The 14409-nt window shown below is 62.9% G+C and carries 14 protein-coding genes; 7 read left to right on the forward strand and 7 right to left on the reverse strand.

Annotation, left to right across the window (positions count from 1 at the left end; translation table 11 throughout):
• Nucleotides 1–57 precede the first annotated feature (57 nt).
• Together pdhA and QUV11_RS04490 are read left to right on the forward strand one after the other, a co-directional pair.
• Nucleotides 58–1080: a pyruvate dehydrogenase (acetyl-transferring) E1 component subunit alpha gene (gene pdhA, locus QUV11_RS04485; protein WP_300880864.1), complete on the forward strand. Its 1023-nt coding sequence runs from the start codon at nucleotides 58–60 to the stop codon at nucleotides 1078–1080.
• Entirely contained in the window at nucleotides 1080–2489 is a 1410-nt protein-coding gene (locus QUV11_RS04490) for a pyruvate dehydrogenase complex E1 component subunit beta (RefSeq protein ID WP_300880765.1), read from the forward strand. The genes pdhA and QUV11_RS04490 overlap by 1 nt, the downstream gene beginning before the upstream one ends.
• 34 nt (nucleotides 2490–2523) lie before the next feature.
• On the opposite strand, the gene QUV11_RS04495 is transcribed toward QUV11_RS04490, so the two are convergent.
• Genes QUV11_RS04495 through QUV11_RS04505 form a run of 3 tightly spaced genes read right to left on the reverse strand, consistent with a single transcriptional unit; the run spans nucleotide 2524 to nucleotide 5965 of the window.
• Nucleotides 2524–3402 carry a TadE/TadG family type IV pilus assembly protein gene (locus tag QUV11_RS04495; RefSeq protein ID WP_300880766.1) on the reverse strand — a complete coding sequence of 293 codons (879 nt, stop codon included), beginning with the start codon at nucleotides 3400–3402 and terminating at the stop codon, nucleotides 2524–2526.
• Complete coding sequence (locus QUV11_RS04500; protein WP_300880865.1) at nucleotides 3399–3995, reverse strand: TadE/TadG family type IV pilus assembly protein; 597 nt, start codon at nucleotides 3993–3995, stop codon at nucleotides 3399–3401. Before QUV11_RS04500 ends, QUV11_RS04495 begins: the two co-directional genes overlap by 4 nt.
• Nucleotides 3995–5965: a pilus assembly protein gene (locus QUV11_RS04505; protein ID WP_300880767.1), complete on the reverse strand. Its 1971-nt coding sequence runs from the start codon at nucleotides 5963–5965 to the stop codon at nucleotides 3995–3997. The genes QUV11_RS04500 and QUV11_RS04505 overlap by 1 nt, the downstream gene beginning before the upstream one ends.
• Nucleotides 5966–6091: 126 nt before the next feature.
• Here QUV11_RS04505 and QUV11_RS04510 point away from each other — a divergent pair, with 126 nt between their 5' ends.
• Both QUV11_RS04510 and QUV11_RS04515 read left to right on the forward strand, forming a co-directional pair.
• Nucleotides 6092–6754, forward strand: coding sequence for a squalene/phytoene synthase family protein (locus tag QUV11_RS04510; RefSeq protein ID WP_300880768.1), 663 nt, complete (start codon nucleotides 6092–6094; stop codon nucleotides 6752–6754).
• A 50-nt stretch (nucleotides 6755–6804) separates the two neighbouring features.
• Entirely contained in the window at nucleotides 6805–7254 is a 450-nt protein-coding gene (locus QUV11_RS04515) for a hypothetical protein (protein WP_300880769.1), read from the forward strand.
• Here QUV11_RS04515 and trmFO read toward each other — a convergent pair whose 3' ends face one another.
• Entirely contained in the window at nucleotides 7255–8625 is a 1371-nt protein-coding gene (gene trmFO / locus QUV11_RS04520; protein WP_300880770.1) for a methylenetetrahydrofolate--tRNA-(uracil(54)-C(5))-methyltransferase (FADH(2)-oxidizing) TrmFO, read from the reverse strand.
• Between the two features lie 111 nt (nucleotides 8626–8736).
• On the opposite strand from trmFO, the gene QUV11_RS04525 reads away from it, so the two are divergent.
• Genes QUV11_RS04525 through QUV11_RS04535 form a run of 3 tightly spaced genes read left to right on the forward strand, consistent with a single transcriptional unit; the run spans nucleotide 8737 to nucleotide 10058 of the window.
• On the forward strand, nucleotides 8737–9408 hold the full coding sequence (locus tag QUV11_RS04525) for a lysoplasmalogenase (RefSeq protein WP_300880771.1): 672 nt from the start codon (nucleotides 8737–8739) through the stop codon (nucleotides 9406–9408).
• Between the two features lie 31 nt (nucleotides 9409–9439).
• Entirely contained in the window at nucleotides 9440–9667 is a 228-nt protein-coding gene (locus tag QUV11_RS04530) for an AbrB/MazE/SpoVT family DNA-binding domain-containing protein (RefSeq protein WP_300880772.1), read from the forward strand.
• Nucleotide 9668: 1 nt separating this feature from the next.
• Nucleotides 9669–10058 (forward strand): type II toxin-antitoxin system death-on-curing family toxin, encoded by a 390-nt coding sequence (locus tag QUV11_RS04535; RefSeq protein ID WP_300880773.1) that lies wholly within the window; start codon nucleotides 9669–9671, stop codon nucleotides 10056–10058.
• 3 nt (nucleotides 10059–10061) lie between these two features.
• Here the strand turns inward: QUV11_RS04535 and gyrA are convergent, their stop codons facing one another.
• The 3 genes from gyrA to QUV11_RS04550 all read right to left on the reverse strand — a co-directional run bounded on the left by gyrA (nucleotide 10062) and on the right by QUV11_RS04550 (nucleotide 14385).
• The gene (gene gyrA / locus QUV11_RS04540; RefSeq protein ID WP_300880774.1) at nucleotides 10062–12794 is read right to left on the reverse strand and encodes a DNA gyrase subunit A; all 2733 of its coding nucleotides are present in this window, start codon (nucleotides 12792–12794) and stop codon (nucleotides 10062–10064) included.
• Between the two features lie 140 nt (nucleotides 12795–12934).
• A complete protein-coding gene (locus QUV11_RS04545; protein WP_300880775.1) occupies nucleotides 12935–13630 on the reverse strand; it encodes an SDR family NAD(P)-dependent oxidoreductase in 696 nt (231 codons plus the stop codon).
• Nucleotides 13627–14385: a YaaA family protein gene (locus tag QUV11_RS04550; protein ID WP_300880776.1), complete on the reverse strand. Its 759-nt coding sequence runs from the start codon at nucleotides 14383–14385 to the stop codon at nucleotides 13627–13629. The genes QUV11_RS04545 and QUV11_RS04550 overlap by 4 nt, the downstream gene beginning before the upstream one ends.
• Nucleotides 14386–14409: the final 24 nt, after the last annotated feature.

Raw genomic sequence — 14409 nt, forward strand, 5'->3', positions numbered from 1 at the left:
AAACCCTCCGCAAAGCCTGAAAAGGCCCCGGCACCTGCTGCCGGCGCGAAGCCCGCCATTCTGCCGGAAGAGGGGAGCAACCATCCCCGTCCGCGCGATCCGAAACGCCATGAGGCCACTGCCGATGAGCTGATGCATTTCTACAAGGAAATGCTGCTGATCCGCCGCTTCGAGGAGCGCGCTGGCCAATTGTACGGCCTCGGTCTGATCGGCGGCTTCTGCCATCTGTATATCGGCCAGGAAGCCGTCGCGGTGGGGCTGCAATCGGCGCTCACGGTGGGCAAGGACAGCGTCATCACCGGTTATCGCGACCATGGCCACATGCTGGCCTATGGCATCGATCCCAAGGTGATCATGGCCGAACTGACCGGACGCGGCGCGGGCATCTCGCGCGGCAAGGGCGGATCGATGCACATGTTCTCGACCGAGCACAAATTCTATGGCGGCCACGGCATCGTCGGCGCGCAGGTGCCGCTCGGCGCGGGCCTGGCGTTCGGGCACAAATACAACGAGGACGGCGGCGTGTGCCTTGCCTATTTCGGCGACGGCGCGGCCAACCAGGGCCAGGTCTACGAAAGCTTCAACATGGCGGCTTTGTGGAAGCTGCCGATCATCTTCGTGATCGAGAACAACGGCTATGCCATGGGCACCAAGGTGTCGCGCAGCAGCGCCGAGACCGAATTCTACCGGCGCGGCGATTCCTTCCGCATCCCCGGCATGCAGGTCAACGGCATGGATGTGCTCGAGGTCCGCGGCGCCGCCGAAGCGGCGCTCGAATATGTCCGCGGCGGCAATGGCCCGCTGCTGATGGAGCTCAAGACCTATCGCTATCGCGGCCACTCGATGTCCGACCCGGCCAAGTATCGCAGCCGCGAGGAAGTCCAGAACATGAAGGACAATTCCGACCCGATCGAGGCGGCGAAGGCCGAACTGCTCAAAATGGGCGTGGCCGAAGATGCGCTCAAGACGATCGACAAGGACATCCGCAAGCTGGTGAGCGAGGCGGCAGACTTTGCCGAAACCTCGCCCGAACCGGACCCGTCCGATCTGTATACCGATGTGCTGGTGGAGCAATATTGATGGCCATCGAATTGAAAATGCCTGCGCTTTCCCCGACCATGGAGGAAGGCACCCTCGCCAAATGGCTGGTCAAGGAAGGCGACACCGTCGCATCGGGTGACATCCTCGCCGAAATCGAGACCGACAAGGCGACGATGGAGTTCGAGGCAGTCGACGAAGGCACGATCACCAAGATCCTGATCGCCGAAGGCACCGACAACGTGAAGGTCGGCGCGGTGATAGCGATGATCGCCGCCGAAGGCGAGGACGCATCGACGCCTGAGTCTGCACCCGCGCCTGCTGCGAAGTCCGAGCCGGAAGCCGAGCCTGAAGCCGATAAGGCAGACTCCGCCAAGTCCGAAGCACCGAGCGAGAACGCCAAGATCGTTCCCGAGACGCCCAAGCGCGCGCCGGTCAGCGATCCTGCAGTCCCCGAAGGCACGAAAATGGTCTCGACCACGGTCCGCGAAGCGCTGCGCGATGCGATGGCCGAGGAAATGCGCCGCGACGAGCGCGTGTTCGTGATGGGCGAGGAAGTCGCCGAGTATCAGGGCGCCTACAAGGTGACGCAAGGCCTGCTCGAGGAATTCGGGCCGCGCCGCGTGATCGACACGCCGATCACCGAATACGGCTTTGCCGGCATCGGTGCGGGCGCGGCGATGGGCGGCCTGCGTCCGGTCATCGAGTTCATGACCTTCAACTTTGCCATGCAGGCGATCGACCACATCATCAATTCTGCGGCCAAGACCAATTATATGTCGGGTGGCCAGATGCGCTGCCCGGTGGTGTTCCGCGGACCCAATGGTGCGGCCAGCCGCGTCGGCGCGCAGCACAGCCAGAACTTCGGTCCGTGGTATGCCAGCGTTCCCGGGCTGATCGTGATCGCGCCGTATGACGCGGCGGATGCCAAGGGTCTGCTCAAGGCCGCGATCCGCACCGAGGATCCCGTGGTGTTCCTGGAAAACGAGCTGGTCTATGGCCGCAGCTACGACGTTCCCGATCTGGATGACCATGTCCTGCCGATCGGCAAGGCGCGGATCATGCGTGCGGGCTCAGACGTCACCATCGTCAGCTACTCGATCGGCGTTGCCGTCGCGCTCGACGCGGCGGAAAAGCTCGCAGGCGAAGGCATCGAAGCCGAGGTCATCGACTTGCGCACCCTGCGCCCGCTCGACACGGCAACGGTTCTCGAAAGCCTCAAGAAGACCAACCGCATGGTGGTGGTCGAAGAAGGCTGGCCGGTGTGCTCGATCTCGAGCGAAATCATCGCGGTGGCGATGGAGCAGGGCTTCGACGATCTCGATGCACCGGTGCTCCGCGTAACCAACGAGGACGTGCCGCTGCCATATGCGGCCAATCTCGAGAAGCTGGCGCTGGTCGACAGCGCCCGCGTGATCAAGGCGGTCACGAAGGTCTGCTACAAGGGATGAGGTGCGATGGCCGGGTCGCGCGACCCGGCCCTCGTCACAGCTTGACGCAGATCAAGCCGGCCACGCACAGCCCCTTGCCGGGATTGTTCGGGTTGTTGCCACCGCTATACCCCGGATGCGCGGTGGGGTTTGCCGCAGCCGACTGAGACTCGTTGTTGGCGGCCGTGATGGCGGCATCCGATGTCTGAGGCAAAATCGCGTCGTATTTGTCGCAGGTGGACTTTCGACCCGACGAAACGTTGTCGCTGGGCGGTTTGCCGATTTCCCGGCTGTCGCGCACGGTGTAGGCCGCTTCCTGATACAGGTCGCGGTCTTCCATGAACATGCTGCCGAACAGCGGGTGATAGGTGTAGTGCAGCTCGACGAACATCACCGCTGTGCCCGAGGTGGCCCTGATCGTTTCGCCCGATGACCCCATGCCCTGAAAGCCGGTACCCGATGCGCCGGTGCCTTGCGTGCCGTAGTTCGAGTCCTCGAACTCCATGCCCTTGCAGCGTTGCCACATGATGGTCTGACCGCCCTGGGCGTTGAGTTCAAGGCTGGAGAGAATGGTGCGGCCATCCTTGTACAGACCCGCTGACCCCGCTTCCAGCGCGGCGGCCTGGAACACGTCGTTGATCTGCTGTTCGCTGATGACCTTGGCACCCAGGGTGGCATTCAGCGTGCCGATGCGCGAGGCATTGTCAGCCATGTTGAGCGCGATCTGGCTCATTTTCATCTGGGTGATGGCCAGGTGCGAAACTTCGACACCATAGAACCCCAATCCCATGAAAATGGGCAAGGTAAACGCAAACTCGATCAGCGCGAGGCCGGAGCGGTCGCGCCTGAGCCTGCGGACGAGGCGCCTGCTGCGCGCGACAATGCCCGGCTGTGCGGGGCTGGCCTTGTCGGATAGAGACTGAAAACCGGTCATGTGCAGATCACTTCCTTGGTCTCGGACCCCTGGTCGGCATAAGGCTGGTTGCGCAGCACAGTCGCTGAGGTGATCGACGCCGTGCTGCTCATCCCGATCATGTTGTAGAGCGGGAACTTGCGCTGATAGGTCATGGTGACGGTGTAAAGCACGACGTCGCGCGCATTCCCGACGCCTTCCTTGCCCAGATCGGCATCCCAGGTGCCGTTGGCGTTCTCATCGGTGAAGCATTCGCCGGCATCGCGCTGACCGTTGCTGTTCTTGTCTTCAAAATCTTCCGGCAGCCCGACTTTGGCGAAATCGCGGTAGTTCCTGCGACGCGGCAATATCACAGCGCCATTGGCCAGGGGGCCGAGGTTTTCCGTTACCTTGGCATCGAGGGTGCCGATAGAATCGGCGCCGGTTTCCAGCGCCGAATCTCGGCCCGCCTTCTGAACCGCGCCATCGAGAATGGCGCGGGCATAGACGTTGTAGCCCATGTCGAACACGCCCAGCAGCAGCATGATGAACGTCGGCGCAATCAGACCGAACTCGGTCGCGGTAACCCCGCGCCGGTCCTGTGCTGCGCGCCTGATAAAGCCCAGTTGCAGCATCACTTGGTCAGCCTCAGTTCGGAAATCTGCTTGGCGATGTTCTGGAATGCGGTGTTCAGCGCCGAGCTGTTGGAAGCGGTGTAGGCGCTTCCCGTGCTCGCACAGGTCTGCAGGTCGGTGGTCAGGGTGGTGCCGAACGCGATCACCCACAACCGGATGCCCTTGCCCTTGATCGCCTCGCAAATCGCCAGATAGCGCTGGCGCTGGCGTTCGAGCTGGGTCGGGTTGTTGCTTCCGTCGGTTATCCGCCGATCGTACATCTCGATCCCGTACATGCTTGCGACGAAATCATAGCTGGTCAGATCGCCATCGGTCATGAAGATCACGTGGCGGCCGACCGATCCGCCATTGCCCGGAGGGGCATTGACATTGGATGCGAATATGCCCTGAGGCGATGCAATCCGCGCCCCCCACAGCAGACCGACGTCATGATAGGTGCCACCGATCGCGACCAGCGAGTTGACATAGGTCTGCACTTCGGAGCGCGTCATGTTGGCGAGCAAAGTCGATTTGGTGGGGCACGCGGTATAGCCGCCACCATAATTCTTCAGGCTCTTGCCATCGTTTCGGAAGAAATAGACATCCTCCCAATAAGGGCGCCACTGCGTTGCCGCGCTGGTCGGCGCGGAATCGATATTCAGGTCATGCGCCTGCGTGCTGCCGTTGACCGTGATGCCGTTGGAGCCATAGGCGATCGGGCTGCCCCCGATGGTATCCCGCTCCTCGATGCAACCGGTCCAGCGGCTGGTGCTGCCGTTGACTTCGCTGGGCGTAGGGACCGCCGGGTTGTTGCCGCTGATCGACCGGACGAAGTCGTAGGTCTTGAAGGTGTGCTGCGCGTACTGCCAATAGGCAAAGCTCGAGCCAGGGGTCGGTTGGTCGGAATCTACGTGTGTTGTCCGTTGCCGCACGCACTGCCTGGTTCCTGTGGCAGACCAACTTGGCGCCGCACCACCCCAGCTATACCGGCTGTATGTGATCGTTGTACCTGCGGGTGGCGCGCCAGTCGCCGTGAAGCCGGTGAAGCTGACATTGTCGCCGTAGTTCTGGCAGCGGTTACGGTTAATGTTGGTTGCATCGCCGCTTACGGCAGCATGGGTGCGGACCGGGCAGGCGATGGATTGACTGCCGCCATACACCTGACAGTCGATTGTCGTCGTGCGATAGATTGGTATGCGGGATTGATAGTTCCAGCTGTCGTTTACGCCGGTGCCGTTGAGCCAGCCGCTTTTGGAGGCATCGGCGCTGGTGCCGCTGTAGATCAGTTCGCCGACATTCACATTGGTCGAATAGGGGACAAAGGCATAGCGCACCCGCGCGTTGCTGCCGCTCGCCGCGTTGGCCAGGGTATCATAGAAGCTCATCACCGAGTTGCGCAGCGCGGTCATTTTGACGATCGAGCCGCCGCCGCCCACCGAAATGGAATCGTTCATCGACCCGGTCACGTCCAGCACGAAGGTGACGTCGGAGTTGCTGAGGTTCAGCTCGGCCTCGCATTCGACTGCGATCGAGATTGTCTCTTTGCCGAACATCCCCATGATGGCCGTGGGCATCACGGTCGATGCGCTGCCCAACACCTTGCTGCTGCCGGAAGGGTTGGAGGTGGTGAAGGTGACGTCGGCGGAGTCGTTATAGCCCTCTTTGAAGTTGATATCGAAGAAGTTCCGCGCCTGCGTTTTGGCGGCGTCCGAATAGTCGCTCTGCTGCATCGCGCGGCGCCCGGCAAGGACGCCAGCATCACAGGCCTGCTGGATGCGCGACTTGACCATATAGGCGCGGCTCATGTCGACCGCGCCACCGATCATCGCCGCCATCGGCAGGATACTGGCGGCCACGATCGGCAACACGTTGCCGCGCTTGGATGCGAGCAGCCGGTTGAAAAGCGGACGGTGCCCATCGCCTTGATGAGCGGCACTGCGCGTCGCAATGGCGTCATGGCGATGCGAGGTATCGGTGGTGCGGATCGTCATGGTTGAATTATGCCCCTGTCACGTATCGGGCCTTCTACGCGCGCAATGGTAAGCAGCCTTCCAAAGGACGTGGTTACCAGGATCTTTACCTTGATCCGGGGCGGGTTATCGTTGATCGGACGTAACATGGATGCTCCGGAAACCCCTGTTTCGCCACTTGTGACGTTGGCCAGCAGCTATGGCGACCGACGGATGCGGTCATGGTGTCACGCGCTTTTCGCTTTCGATGCGCAGGTTGCCGGCATCGTGCTGCAAGCCCGCGAGCCGATGCTTGCGCAAATCCGTCTGCAGTGGTGGCATGACGTCATCGGCAAGCCTGCCAGCGCCCGGCCGTCGGCCAATCCGGTGCTCGCTGCGCTGTTGCCGCTCGAAGCCGACGGGCTTGACCTGCACGCGGCGCTGGGCTCGGTGATCCGCGGCTGGGAGTCGGCGCTGGAGATCGATCAGCCCGAAGCCGTGGCCGAATTCGCCGAGGGCAGGGGCGCATTGATCGCTGCCTTTCAGCCGATAGCGCCCGAGGTCATCCGCGAAGATCTGGCCCAGATCGGGCAGGCATGGGCCCTATGGGATATGGTGCGCTTCCACCGCCGGACTGCAGCCCTGGACGCTGCGGTGGCGGGCATCGAACATACGGCCCTGAGAGCGATCACGCTGCCCCGCAAGCTGCGGCCGATCTCGATCGTTGCGCGCGCGGTGCGGCTTGACATTGCCGGGGGCGGAATGGAACGTCCATGGGGCAGTCCCGGCGTGTTTGCGGGGCTGGTCTGGCATGGCCTGACCGGGCGCTGAGGACGCGCTGACAGGGCAGCAGCCTGCCGCGGTGGTGGGGGAATTTGGCGATGCGGGTCCTGTTCGGCGGTCTTGCGGCGATTGCGCTGGTTGTTGGCGGCTTCTTCGTCATCCGAGCGCAGCAACAGGATGATGATCTGGCCGCGATCGCACCGCCGCCGCCCGAACCCGAAGACGCCGAACTTCCGATCGCCGATCCCGGCACGATGCGCGGGCCTGCACCGCCAGAAGCCACCGAGCTGACCCGCGAGGAGCGACGCTTTGCCCGTTACGATCGCAACCGCGACGGCATCATTACGCGTGAGGAATTGCTTGCCAGCCGCACCAAGGCGTTCAAGGCGCTCGACAAGGACGGCAACAACCTGCTGACCTTCGAGGAATGGGCCGCAGCAACCTCCGAGCGGTTTGCTGCGGCCGATGCCGATGGCAATGGTCGCCTGTCGGCGCCAGAGTTTGCGACGACCAAGCCAAAGCGGCCCGTATCACGCTGCAAATGCTGACTATTCCGCTGCGATGGCGAGCGGTCCCCCGTTGATCCACTGCTGCAGGTCCTCACGGGCACGCGAGGTATAGGCTTCCTTGCGCTGCTTCTTGTGGACCTTGCCCTCCGGCGGCGGGAACAGCCCGAAGTTGACGTTCATTGGCTGGAAGTCGCTGGCGTCCGCACCGCCGATGATGTGGCCGAGCAACGCGCCCAGCGCAGTCGTCAAAGGCGGCGCTTCCAGGGCGCGTCCCTGCAACTCGGCCGCAGCAAACCGACCCGCCATCAGGCCGATGCTGGCGCTTTCGACATAGCCTTCGCACCCGGTCATCTGCCCGGCAAAGCGGATGTGCGGCGCTTTTTTCAGCCGCAACTGGGTGTCGAGCAGGCGCGGTGAGTTGATGAAGGTGTTGCGATGCAGCCCGCCCAGCCGCGCGAACTCAGCCTTTTCCAGCCCCGGAATGCTGCGGAACAGCTCGACCTGCGCGCCATGCTTGAGCTTGGTCTGGAAGCCGACCATGTTCCACAGGGTGCCGAGCTTGTTGTCCTGCCGCAGCTGCACCACCGCATAGGGCCAGCGTCCGGTGCGCGGATTGTCGAGCCCGACAGGCTTCATCGGCCCATAGCGCAGCGTTTCCACGCCGCGCGACGCCATGACCTCGATCGGCATGCAGCCCTCGAAATAGGGCGTGTCCTTCTCCCACTGTTTGAACTCGGTCTTGTCGCCATCCATCAGCCCCTGGTGGAAGGCGAGATACTGCTCCTTGTCCATCGGGCAGTTGATGTAATCCTTGCCGTCACCCTCGGGCCCGACCTTGTCCCAGCGGCTCGCCATCCAGCAGATGTCCATATCGATGCTGTCACGGTGGATGATCGGCGCGATCGCATCGAAGAACGCCAGCGCATCCTCGCCGGTGGCCGCGCCGATCGACTGCGCCAGGGTCATCGCGGTGAGCGGCCCGGTGGCGACGATCGTCGGTCCGGCGTCGGGCAGGCTGTCAACCCGCTCGCGCACAATCTGGATATTCGGATGGTTCTCCAGTGCCTTGGTCACATGATCGGAGAAGATATCGCGGTCCACCGCCAGCGCCGATCCGGCGGGAACCTTGGATTTCTCCGCCGAAGCCATGATCAGCGATCCAAGCGTCCGCATCTCCTGGTGCAGCAGGCCGACGGCATTGCGGTCGGCGTCGTCCGAGCGGAAGCTGTTCGAGCAGACCAGTTCGGCAAGACCGTCGGTCTGGTGCGCGGGCGTCATCTCGCCGGTGCCGCGCATCTCGGACAGCCGCACCTTGATGCCGGCTTCTGCGAGTTGCCATGCCGCCTCGGATCCGGCGAGTCCGCCGCCGATGATGTGAATCTGATGTTCGAATGTGTGTGCTTTGCTCATGCCGGTGCAAATAGCGTGGTGGACGGCTTTTGCACAGGGTGCGTTGCACAGCTTGCGTTCGCGCGGCGATCAATGCCATCACGCAAGCGTATCGCAAGGGGCAGGGGCAGCATGGTCGTAAAACGCGCATTGGTCGAATCGCGGCCCTGGCTGTTGCTCAGCCTCGTTGCTGCGATCAGCTATTATTTCGTCAGCGATGCGCCGATTCCTGGCCTGTATCTGATGCTGTGGAAGGGGCTCGGGGTCGCGTTCCTCGGCGTGTTCGCACTGGCGCGGCATCATTCGGTCGATGCGCGGCTGATAAGCGGCGTCATGGCGCTGGGCGCGGTCGGCGACATGCTGATCGAGATAGATCTGATTTACGGCGCTGTCGCCTTCCTGCTCGGGCATATCGTCGCGGTCGTGCTGTATGCGCGGCACCGGCGGCGAGCGACGACCGCCAGTCAGCGGCTTTTTGCGATCGTGCTGGTGCCCGCCGTGGTGCTGATCGCCTGGGCGTTGCCGATCGACCGTGCGGGCGCGACCGGGATTGCGGTCTACAGCCTGTTTCTCGCCGTCATGGCGGCGATGGCATGGACCAGCGACTTTCCGCGCTACCGCGTCGGCACCGGCGCGTTGATGTTCGTGGTCTCCGATCTGCTGATCTTTGCGCGGTTCGGGCCACTCGAGGGATCGGTGATTCCAGATTGGCTGATCTGGCCGTTGTACTATTTTGGCCAGTTCCTGATCTGCACCGGCGTCATCCAGTCGCTGCGCCACCGCGACCCGCGCGCGGCAGGTTGAGACGGATCGGCGAATCTGTTATAACATCTGTATGAACAAGCCCCTCAAGCTCATCAAGATCGGCAACTCGACCGGCGTCATCCTGCCCAAGGACGTGCTCGCGCACCTCAACCTAGCGCAGGGGGACGAGGTGTCCGTGATCAAGCAGGCCGATGGCATCGCCCTCAAATCTGCTGACCCGGATTTCGACAAGCAGATGGCGACGGCCCGCGACGTGATGGGCCGCTATCGCAACGCATTGCGCGAACTGGCCAAGTGAGATGTCGGACTGGATCTGGCTGCGGCAGGACGTCGTCCTCGCGCTGCATGACGAACAGATTGCCGAGCACGGCGGCCTAGGCGGAATTCGCGATCTGGCGTTGGTCGAGAGTGCGCTTGGGCGCCCGATGAACCTTGCCGCCTATGGCGACCCGGATGCGGCTGACCTTGCGGCTGCCTATGCGTTCGGCTTGGCGCGCAACCACCCGTTCAACGACGGCAACAAACGCACCGCAGCAGTCGTCGCGCTGACTTTCCTGCTGCTCAACGATGTCGAGTTTGCCATAAGCGAAGCCGAGTTGGTGGTGATGACTCTCGCGCTCGCCGCAGGCGACCTGTCCGAAGACGAGGTCGCCCGCTGGTTTCGCGATCACATCATAGTCGCAACGTAGGTCTTATTCGGCCGTTTCGGGCGGACCATCCTGTTCGCCAGCGCCATCCTGGGCCGCGCCATCTGCCTCTGCCTCGTCCACTGCGTTTTCTTCCTCGGCAATCCGCGCTGCACTGACCACATGTTCGTTGTCGGCGACGTTGAACAGCCGCACGCCGGCCGAATTGCGCCCGATCACCCGCATGGTCGACAGGCCCAGGCGGATCAGCTTGGCCTGATCGGTCACCAGCATCAGCTGATCGCTGCGGTGTGCGGGGAAGCTCGCCAGCACCGGGCCGTTGCGGCCGATGTTGTCGATATTGGTGATCCCCTGACCGCCGCGGTTGGTGCGCCGGTAATCATAGGCTGACGACAGTTTGCCATAGCCGTTGGCGCATACGGTGAGCAGGAACTGCTCGGCCAGTGCGAACTCTGCCACCCGGTCGGGCGACAGCGTCGGTTCGGCCTCGTTGCCCTTCCACGGCGCAGCGCGCAGATAGTTGTCGCGCTCTTCGGTCGAGGCGTCGAACCCTGACAGGATCGAGAGCGAGATCACCTCGTCGCCGGACTTGAGCGTCATCCCGCGCACACCGGTCGAGGTGCGGCTCTGGAACTCGCGGACATCGGTGGCGGCAAAGCGGATCGCCTTGCCCTGGCGCGTGGCGAGCAGCACGTCGTCGCCTTCGGTGAGCAGCGCGACGCCGATCAGCCGGTCGTCGGAACCCTCGTCGAACCGCATCGCGATCTTGCCATTCGACGGGATGTTGGTGAACGCATCCATCGAGTTGCGGCGCACGGTGCCGTTGGCGGTGGCGAACATCACGTGCAGATCGGCCCAGGTGCTCTCGTCCTCGGGAAGCGGTAGCACGGTCTGGATGGTCTCGCCCTGCGCCAGCGGCAGCAGGTTGATCATCGGGCGTCCGCGCGTCGCAGGCCCGCCTTCGGGCAGGCGCCACACCTTCTTGCGATAGACCTTGCCGTGGGTCGAGAAGAACAGCACCGGGGTGTGCGTCGAAGTGACGAACATGCTGGTGACGGCATCCTCGTCCTTGGTCGCCATGCCCGAACGGCCCTTGCCGCCGCGCGCCTGTTCGCGGAACGCATCGAGCGGGGTGCGCTTGATATAGCCTTGCAAGGTGACGGTGACGACCATCTCCTCGCGCTCGATCAGGTCTTCGTCCTCGATGCCGTCCCAGGCGGGCGCTATCACCGACAGGCGCGGCGTGGCGAACTCGTCGCGCACCGCGATCAGCTCTTCCTGCAACACCGCGTAAAGCTTCCCGCGGTCGCTGAGGATCGCCAGGTATTCCTCAATTGCAAGCGCCAAGGCACTGAGTTCCTTGCCGATTTCATCACGGCCCAGTGCCGTCAGGCGGTGCAGGCGCAGGTCGAGGATGGCGCGGACCTGCAGGTCGCTGAGGCGGTAGATATCGCCTTCCAGTTCGCCCTCGATTGCCTCGACCAGCTTGATGTACTGGGCGATCTCGCCGATCGGCCATTCGCGCGCGAGCAGCGCGGCGCGGGCTTCGGCCGGCGAAACCGAGCCGCGGATGATCCGTACGACCTCGTCCATGTTGGTGACGGCGACCACCAGACCAAGCAAGATGTGCGCGCGGTCGCGCGCCTTGGCGAGTTCGAACTTGGTGCGGCGGGTGATGACCTGCTCGCGGAACTGGACGAACGCCTCGATGATGTCCTTGAGGCCGAGCACTTCGGGACGGCCGCCGCGGATGGCGAGCATGTTCGCGGGAAAGCTCGACTGCGCCGGGCTGTAGCGCCAGATCTGGTTGAGCACGACCTCGGGCGAGGCATCGCGCTTGAGATCGATGACGATCCGCACGCCCAGGCGGTTGGATTCGTCGCGGATGTCGCTGACGCCCTCGATCCGCGCTTCCTTGCCCTTGGCGGCTTCGGCGATGGTTTCGACCAGCGCGTTCTTGCCGACCTGATAGGGGATCGAGGTCAGAACGATCGACCGGCGGTCGCCGCGGCCTTCCTCGATCGTGTGGCGCGCGCGCATGATGATCGATCCGCGGCCCTTGAGGTACGCGTTGCGCGCGCCCGACTGACCCAGGATCAGAGGTGCGGTGGGGAAATCGGGGCCCGGGATGATCTTCATCAGATCGTCGAGCTCGATCATCGGATCGGCGATCCACGCCAGGCATCCGTCGATCACTTCGCCGAGATTATGCGGCGGAATGTTGGTCGCCATGCCGACCGCGATGCCGCCCGCGCCGTTGACCAGAAGATTGGGGAATCGCGCCGGCAGAACCTGCGGCTCCTGGCGCGATCCGTCATAGTTGGGGATGAAGTCGACAGTATCTTTTTCGATGTCTTCCAGCAGCTTGAGCGCGACTTTGCTCAACCTTGCTTCGGTGTACCGCATCGATGCAGGCGCATCCGGATCCATCGATCCGAAGTTGCCCTGGCCATCGATCAGCGGCACGCGCATCGCCCAATCCTGCGACATGCGCGCCAAGGCCATGTAGATCGAGCTGTCGCCGTGCGGGTGATAGTTACCCATCACATCACCGACGATCTTGGCCGACTTGCGATAGGGCTTGCCGGCGACAAAGCCGCCCTCGTGGCTGGCGTACAGAATGCGGCGGTGGACGGGCTTGAGGCCATCGCGGACGTCGGGCAGGGCACGGCTGACGATCACCGACATCGCATAGTCCAGATAGCTGGACCGCATCTCGTCGACGATGTCGATGCGTTCGATTTCGGAGGGTTCCGCGGTTGCGGTTTCGTCGGTCATTCCATGCGCCTTTTATGCCTTTGTGACGCTTTTGCGTCTGGGTTCGGCTCTAGGCGAAGGGGGGCCGAAATGCCAGCTTTTGCGGGCTTTCAGCGGGTATTTTTCAACAACAAAATCAGAAGCTTGAGCAGTTCTGATGCTCAGGGCCGGATCGCGGTGCCATCCCAGGCGAATATCCCGCCCGAATCGGATGGATTCAGGCCGTCCAGAACGTCCAGCAGGCAGGCTGCGCTGTGGTCGGCATCGAACAGGCGACCTTCGGCGACATTGCCCTGAAAAGGCTTGCTGAGCCCCGTATCGACGGTTCCTGGGTGCAGCGCGACGCAGATCGACTGGTCGTTGCGACGCGACCATTCGATCGAGATATTGCGGATGGTCATATGCAAGGCGGCCTTTGCAGCCCGATAGCCATACCATCCTCCCAGGCGATTATCCGATATGCTGCCCACCCGCGCGCCGATCGCCGCGAACCGTGCCGGTGCCTTGCGCGGCATTAGCGGGATGAAGTGCTTGGCGACCAGCGCCGGACCGATCGTGTTGACCGCGAAATTGCGCGCCATCCAAGCCGGGTCGATGTCCTTGAGGCTCTTTTCTGGCCCCTTGCCATCGATGTGCAGCAATCCTGTGGCGACGATCAGGCAGGTCGGCTCAAGGCCCTGGGCTCTCACCCGCTCTGCTCCGGCCGCGATACTGGCTTCGTCTTCGAGGTCGAGATAGCCATCGCCGGTAAGGCTGCGCGCCAATGCGATGACATTTTCGCCGCGCGCGTTCGACCGGCGCACCATGGCCGCGCCGATGCCGCCCGATGCCCCGATGATGACCGTACAAGGGGTCATGCGCGGATGAATCGCCAGATGGTCTCGTCGCTGCTGTCGGGATCGAATCGATAGCCGTCAGCGTCAAAGCCTTTCAGCGCGTCTGGATCGGTGTGGCGATGTTCGCACAGGAACCGGGCCGCCATGCCCCGCGCGCGCTTGGCCTCGAAGCTTATAAATCTCGGACCATTGGGCCCCTGTTGGCGAAAATCCGCGGTGACAATACGGAGCCCGCGCTTTTTCAAGCCCTTGTCCGCCGCTGCGAAATATTCTTGGCTCGCCAAGTTGATGACTGTATCGGCGCCGGTCGCCGCGAGATCATCCGCAATCGCACCAGCGATCCGGTCTCCCCAAAAGGCGACCAATGAAGCATGCCGTGGTGCCCAGCGTGTTCCCATTTCAAGGCGATAGGGGCGAATATTGTCCAGCGGTCTCAACAACCCATACAGGCCGGACAGGATCCGGACATGGTCCTGAGCATAGGCAAGCGCGGGTGCCTCCAGAGTGCGTGCCGTGAGGCCCGAATACACATCCCCGTTGAAAGCGAAGGCGGCCGGGCGCTCGGGCTGGTCGTAAAACCCCCGATAACGGCCGTAATTGAGATCGATCAGGGAATCCGATACCGGCATGATCTGCTTCATTCGGGCCTTGGACAGCCGTGCAGCCGATTTCACCAGCCTGTCGGATTCGTGTTCGAAGCGAAGGCTGCTCGGCTCGACATCAGGGACGGGCGAATCAAAATCGAGCGATTTGGCGGGGGAAAGCAAAATGATCATACAGCAAGTCGCATAGACCAGCGG

The organism is Blastomonas sp. (assembly GCF_030373265.1).
In the GTDB taxonomy this organism is placed as follows: domain Bacteria; phylum Pseudomonadota; class Alphaproteobacteria; order Sphingomonadales; family Sphingomonadaceae; genus Blastomonas.

Bases quoted from the DNA above. Each gene is read 5' to 3' on its own strand.
- QUV11_RS04525 (WP_300880771.1), top strand. From the start codon at position 8,737: ATGGTCGTAAAACGCGCATTGGTCGAATCGCGGCCCTGGCTGTTGCTC.
- QUV11_RS04500 (WP_300880865.1), bottom strand. From the start codon at position 3,995: ATGCTGCAACTGGGCTTTATCAGGCGCGCAGCACAGGACCGGCGCGGG.
- QUV11_RS04495 (WP_300880766.1), bottom strand. From the start codon at position 3,402: ATGACCGGTTTTCAGTCTCTATCCGACAAGGCCAGCCCCGCACAGCCG.
- trmFO (WP_300880770.1), bottom strand. From the start codon at position 8,625: ATGAGCAAAGCACACACATTCGAACATCAGATTCACATCATCGGCGGC.
- QUV11_RS04550 (WP_300880776.1), bottom strand. From the start codon at position 14,385: ATGATCATTTTGCTTTCCCCCGCCAAATCGCTCGATTTTGATTCGCCC.
- QUV11_RS04490 (WP_300880765.1), top strand. From the start codon at position 1,080: ATGGCCATCGAATTGAAAATGCCTGCGCTTTCCCCGACCATGGAGGAA.
- QUV11_RS04545 (WP_300880775.1), bottom strand. From the start codon at position 13,630: ATGACCCCTTGTACGGTCATCATCGGGGCATCGGGCGGCATCGGCGCG.
- gyrA (WP_300880774.1), bottom strand. From the start codon at position 12,794: ATGACCGACGAAACCGCAACCGCGGAACCCTCCGAAATCGAACGCATC.
- QUV11_RS04530 (WP_300880772.1), top strand. From the start codon at position 9,440: ATGAACAAGCCCCTCAAGCTCATCAAGATCGGCAACTCGACCGGCGTC.
- QUV11_RS04510 (WP_300880768.1), top strand. From the start codon at position 6,092: ATGGATGCTCCGGAAACCCCTGTTTCGCCACTTGTGACGTTGGCCAGC.
- QUV11_RS04535 (WP_300880773.1), top strand. From the start codon at position 9,669: ATGTCGGACTGGATCTGGCTGCGGCAGGACGTCGTCCTCGCGCTGCAT.
- QUV11_RS04505 (WP_300880767.1), bottom strand. From the start codon at position 5,965: ATGACGATCCGCACCACCGATACCTCGCATCGCCATGACGCCATTGCG.
- QUV11_RS04515 (WP_300880769.1), top strand. From the start codon at position 6,805: ATGCGGGTCCTGTTCGGCGGTCTTGCGGCGATTGCGCTGGTTGTTGGC.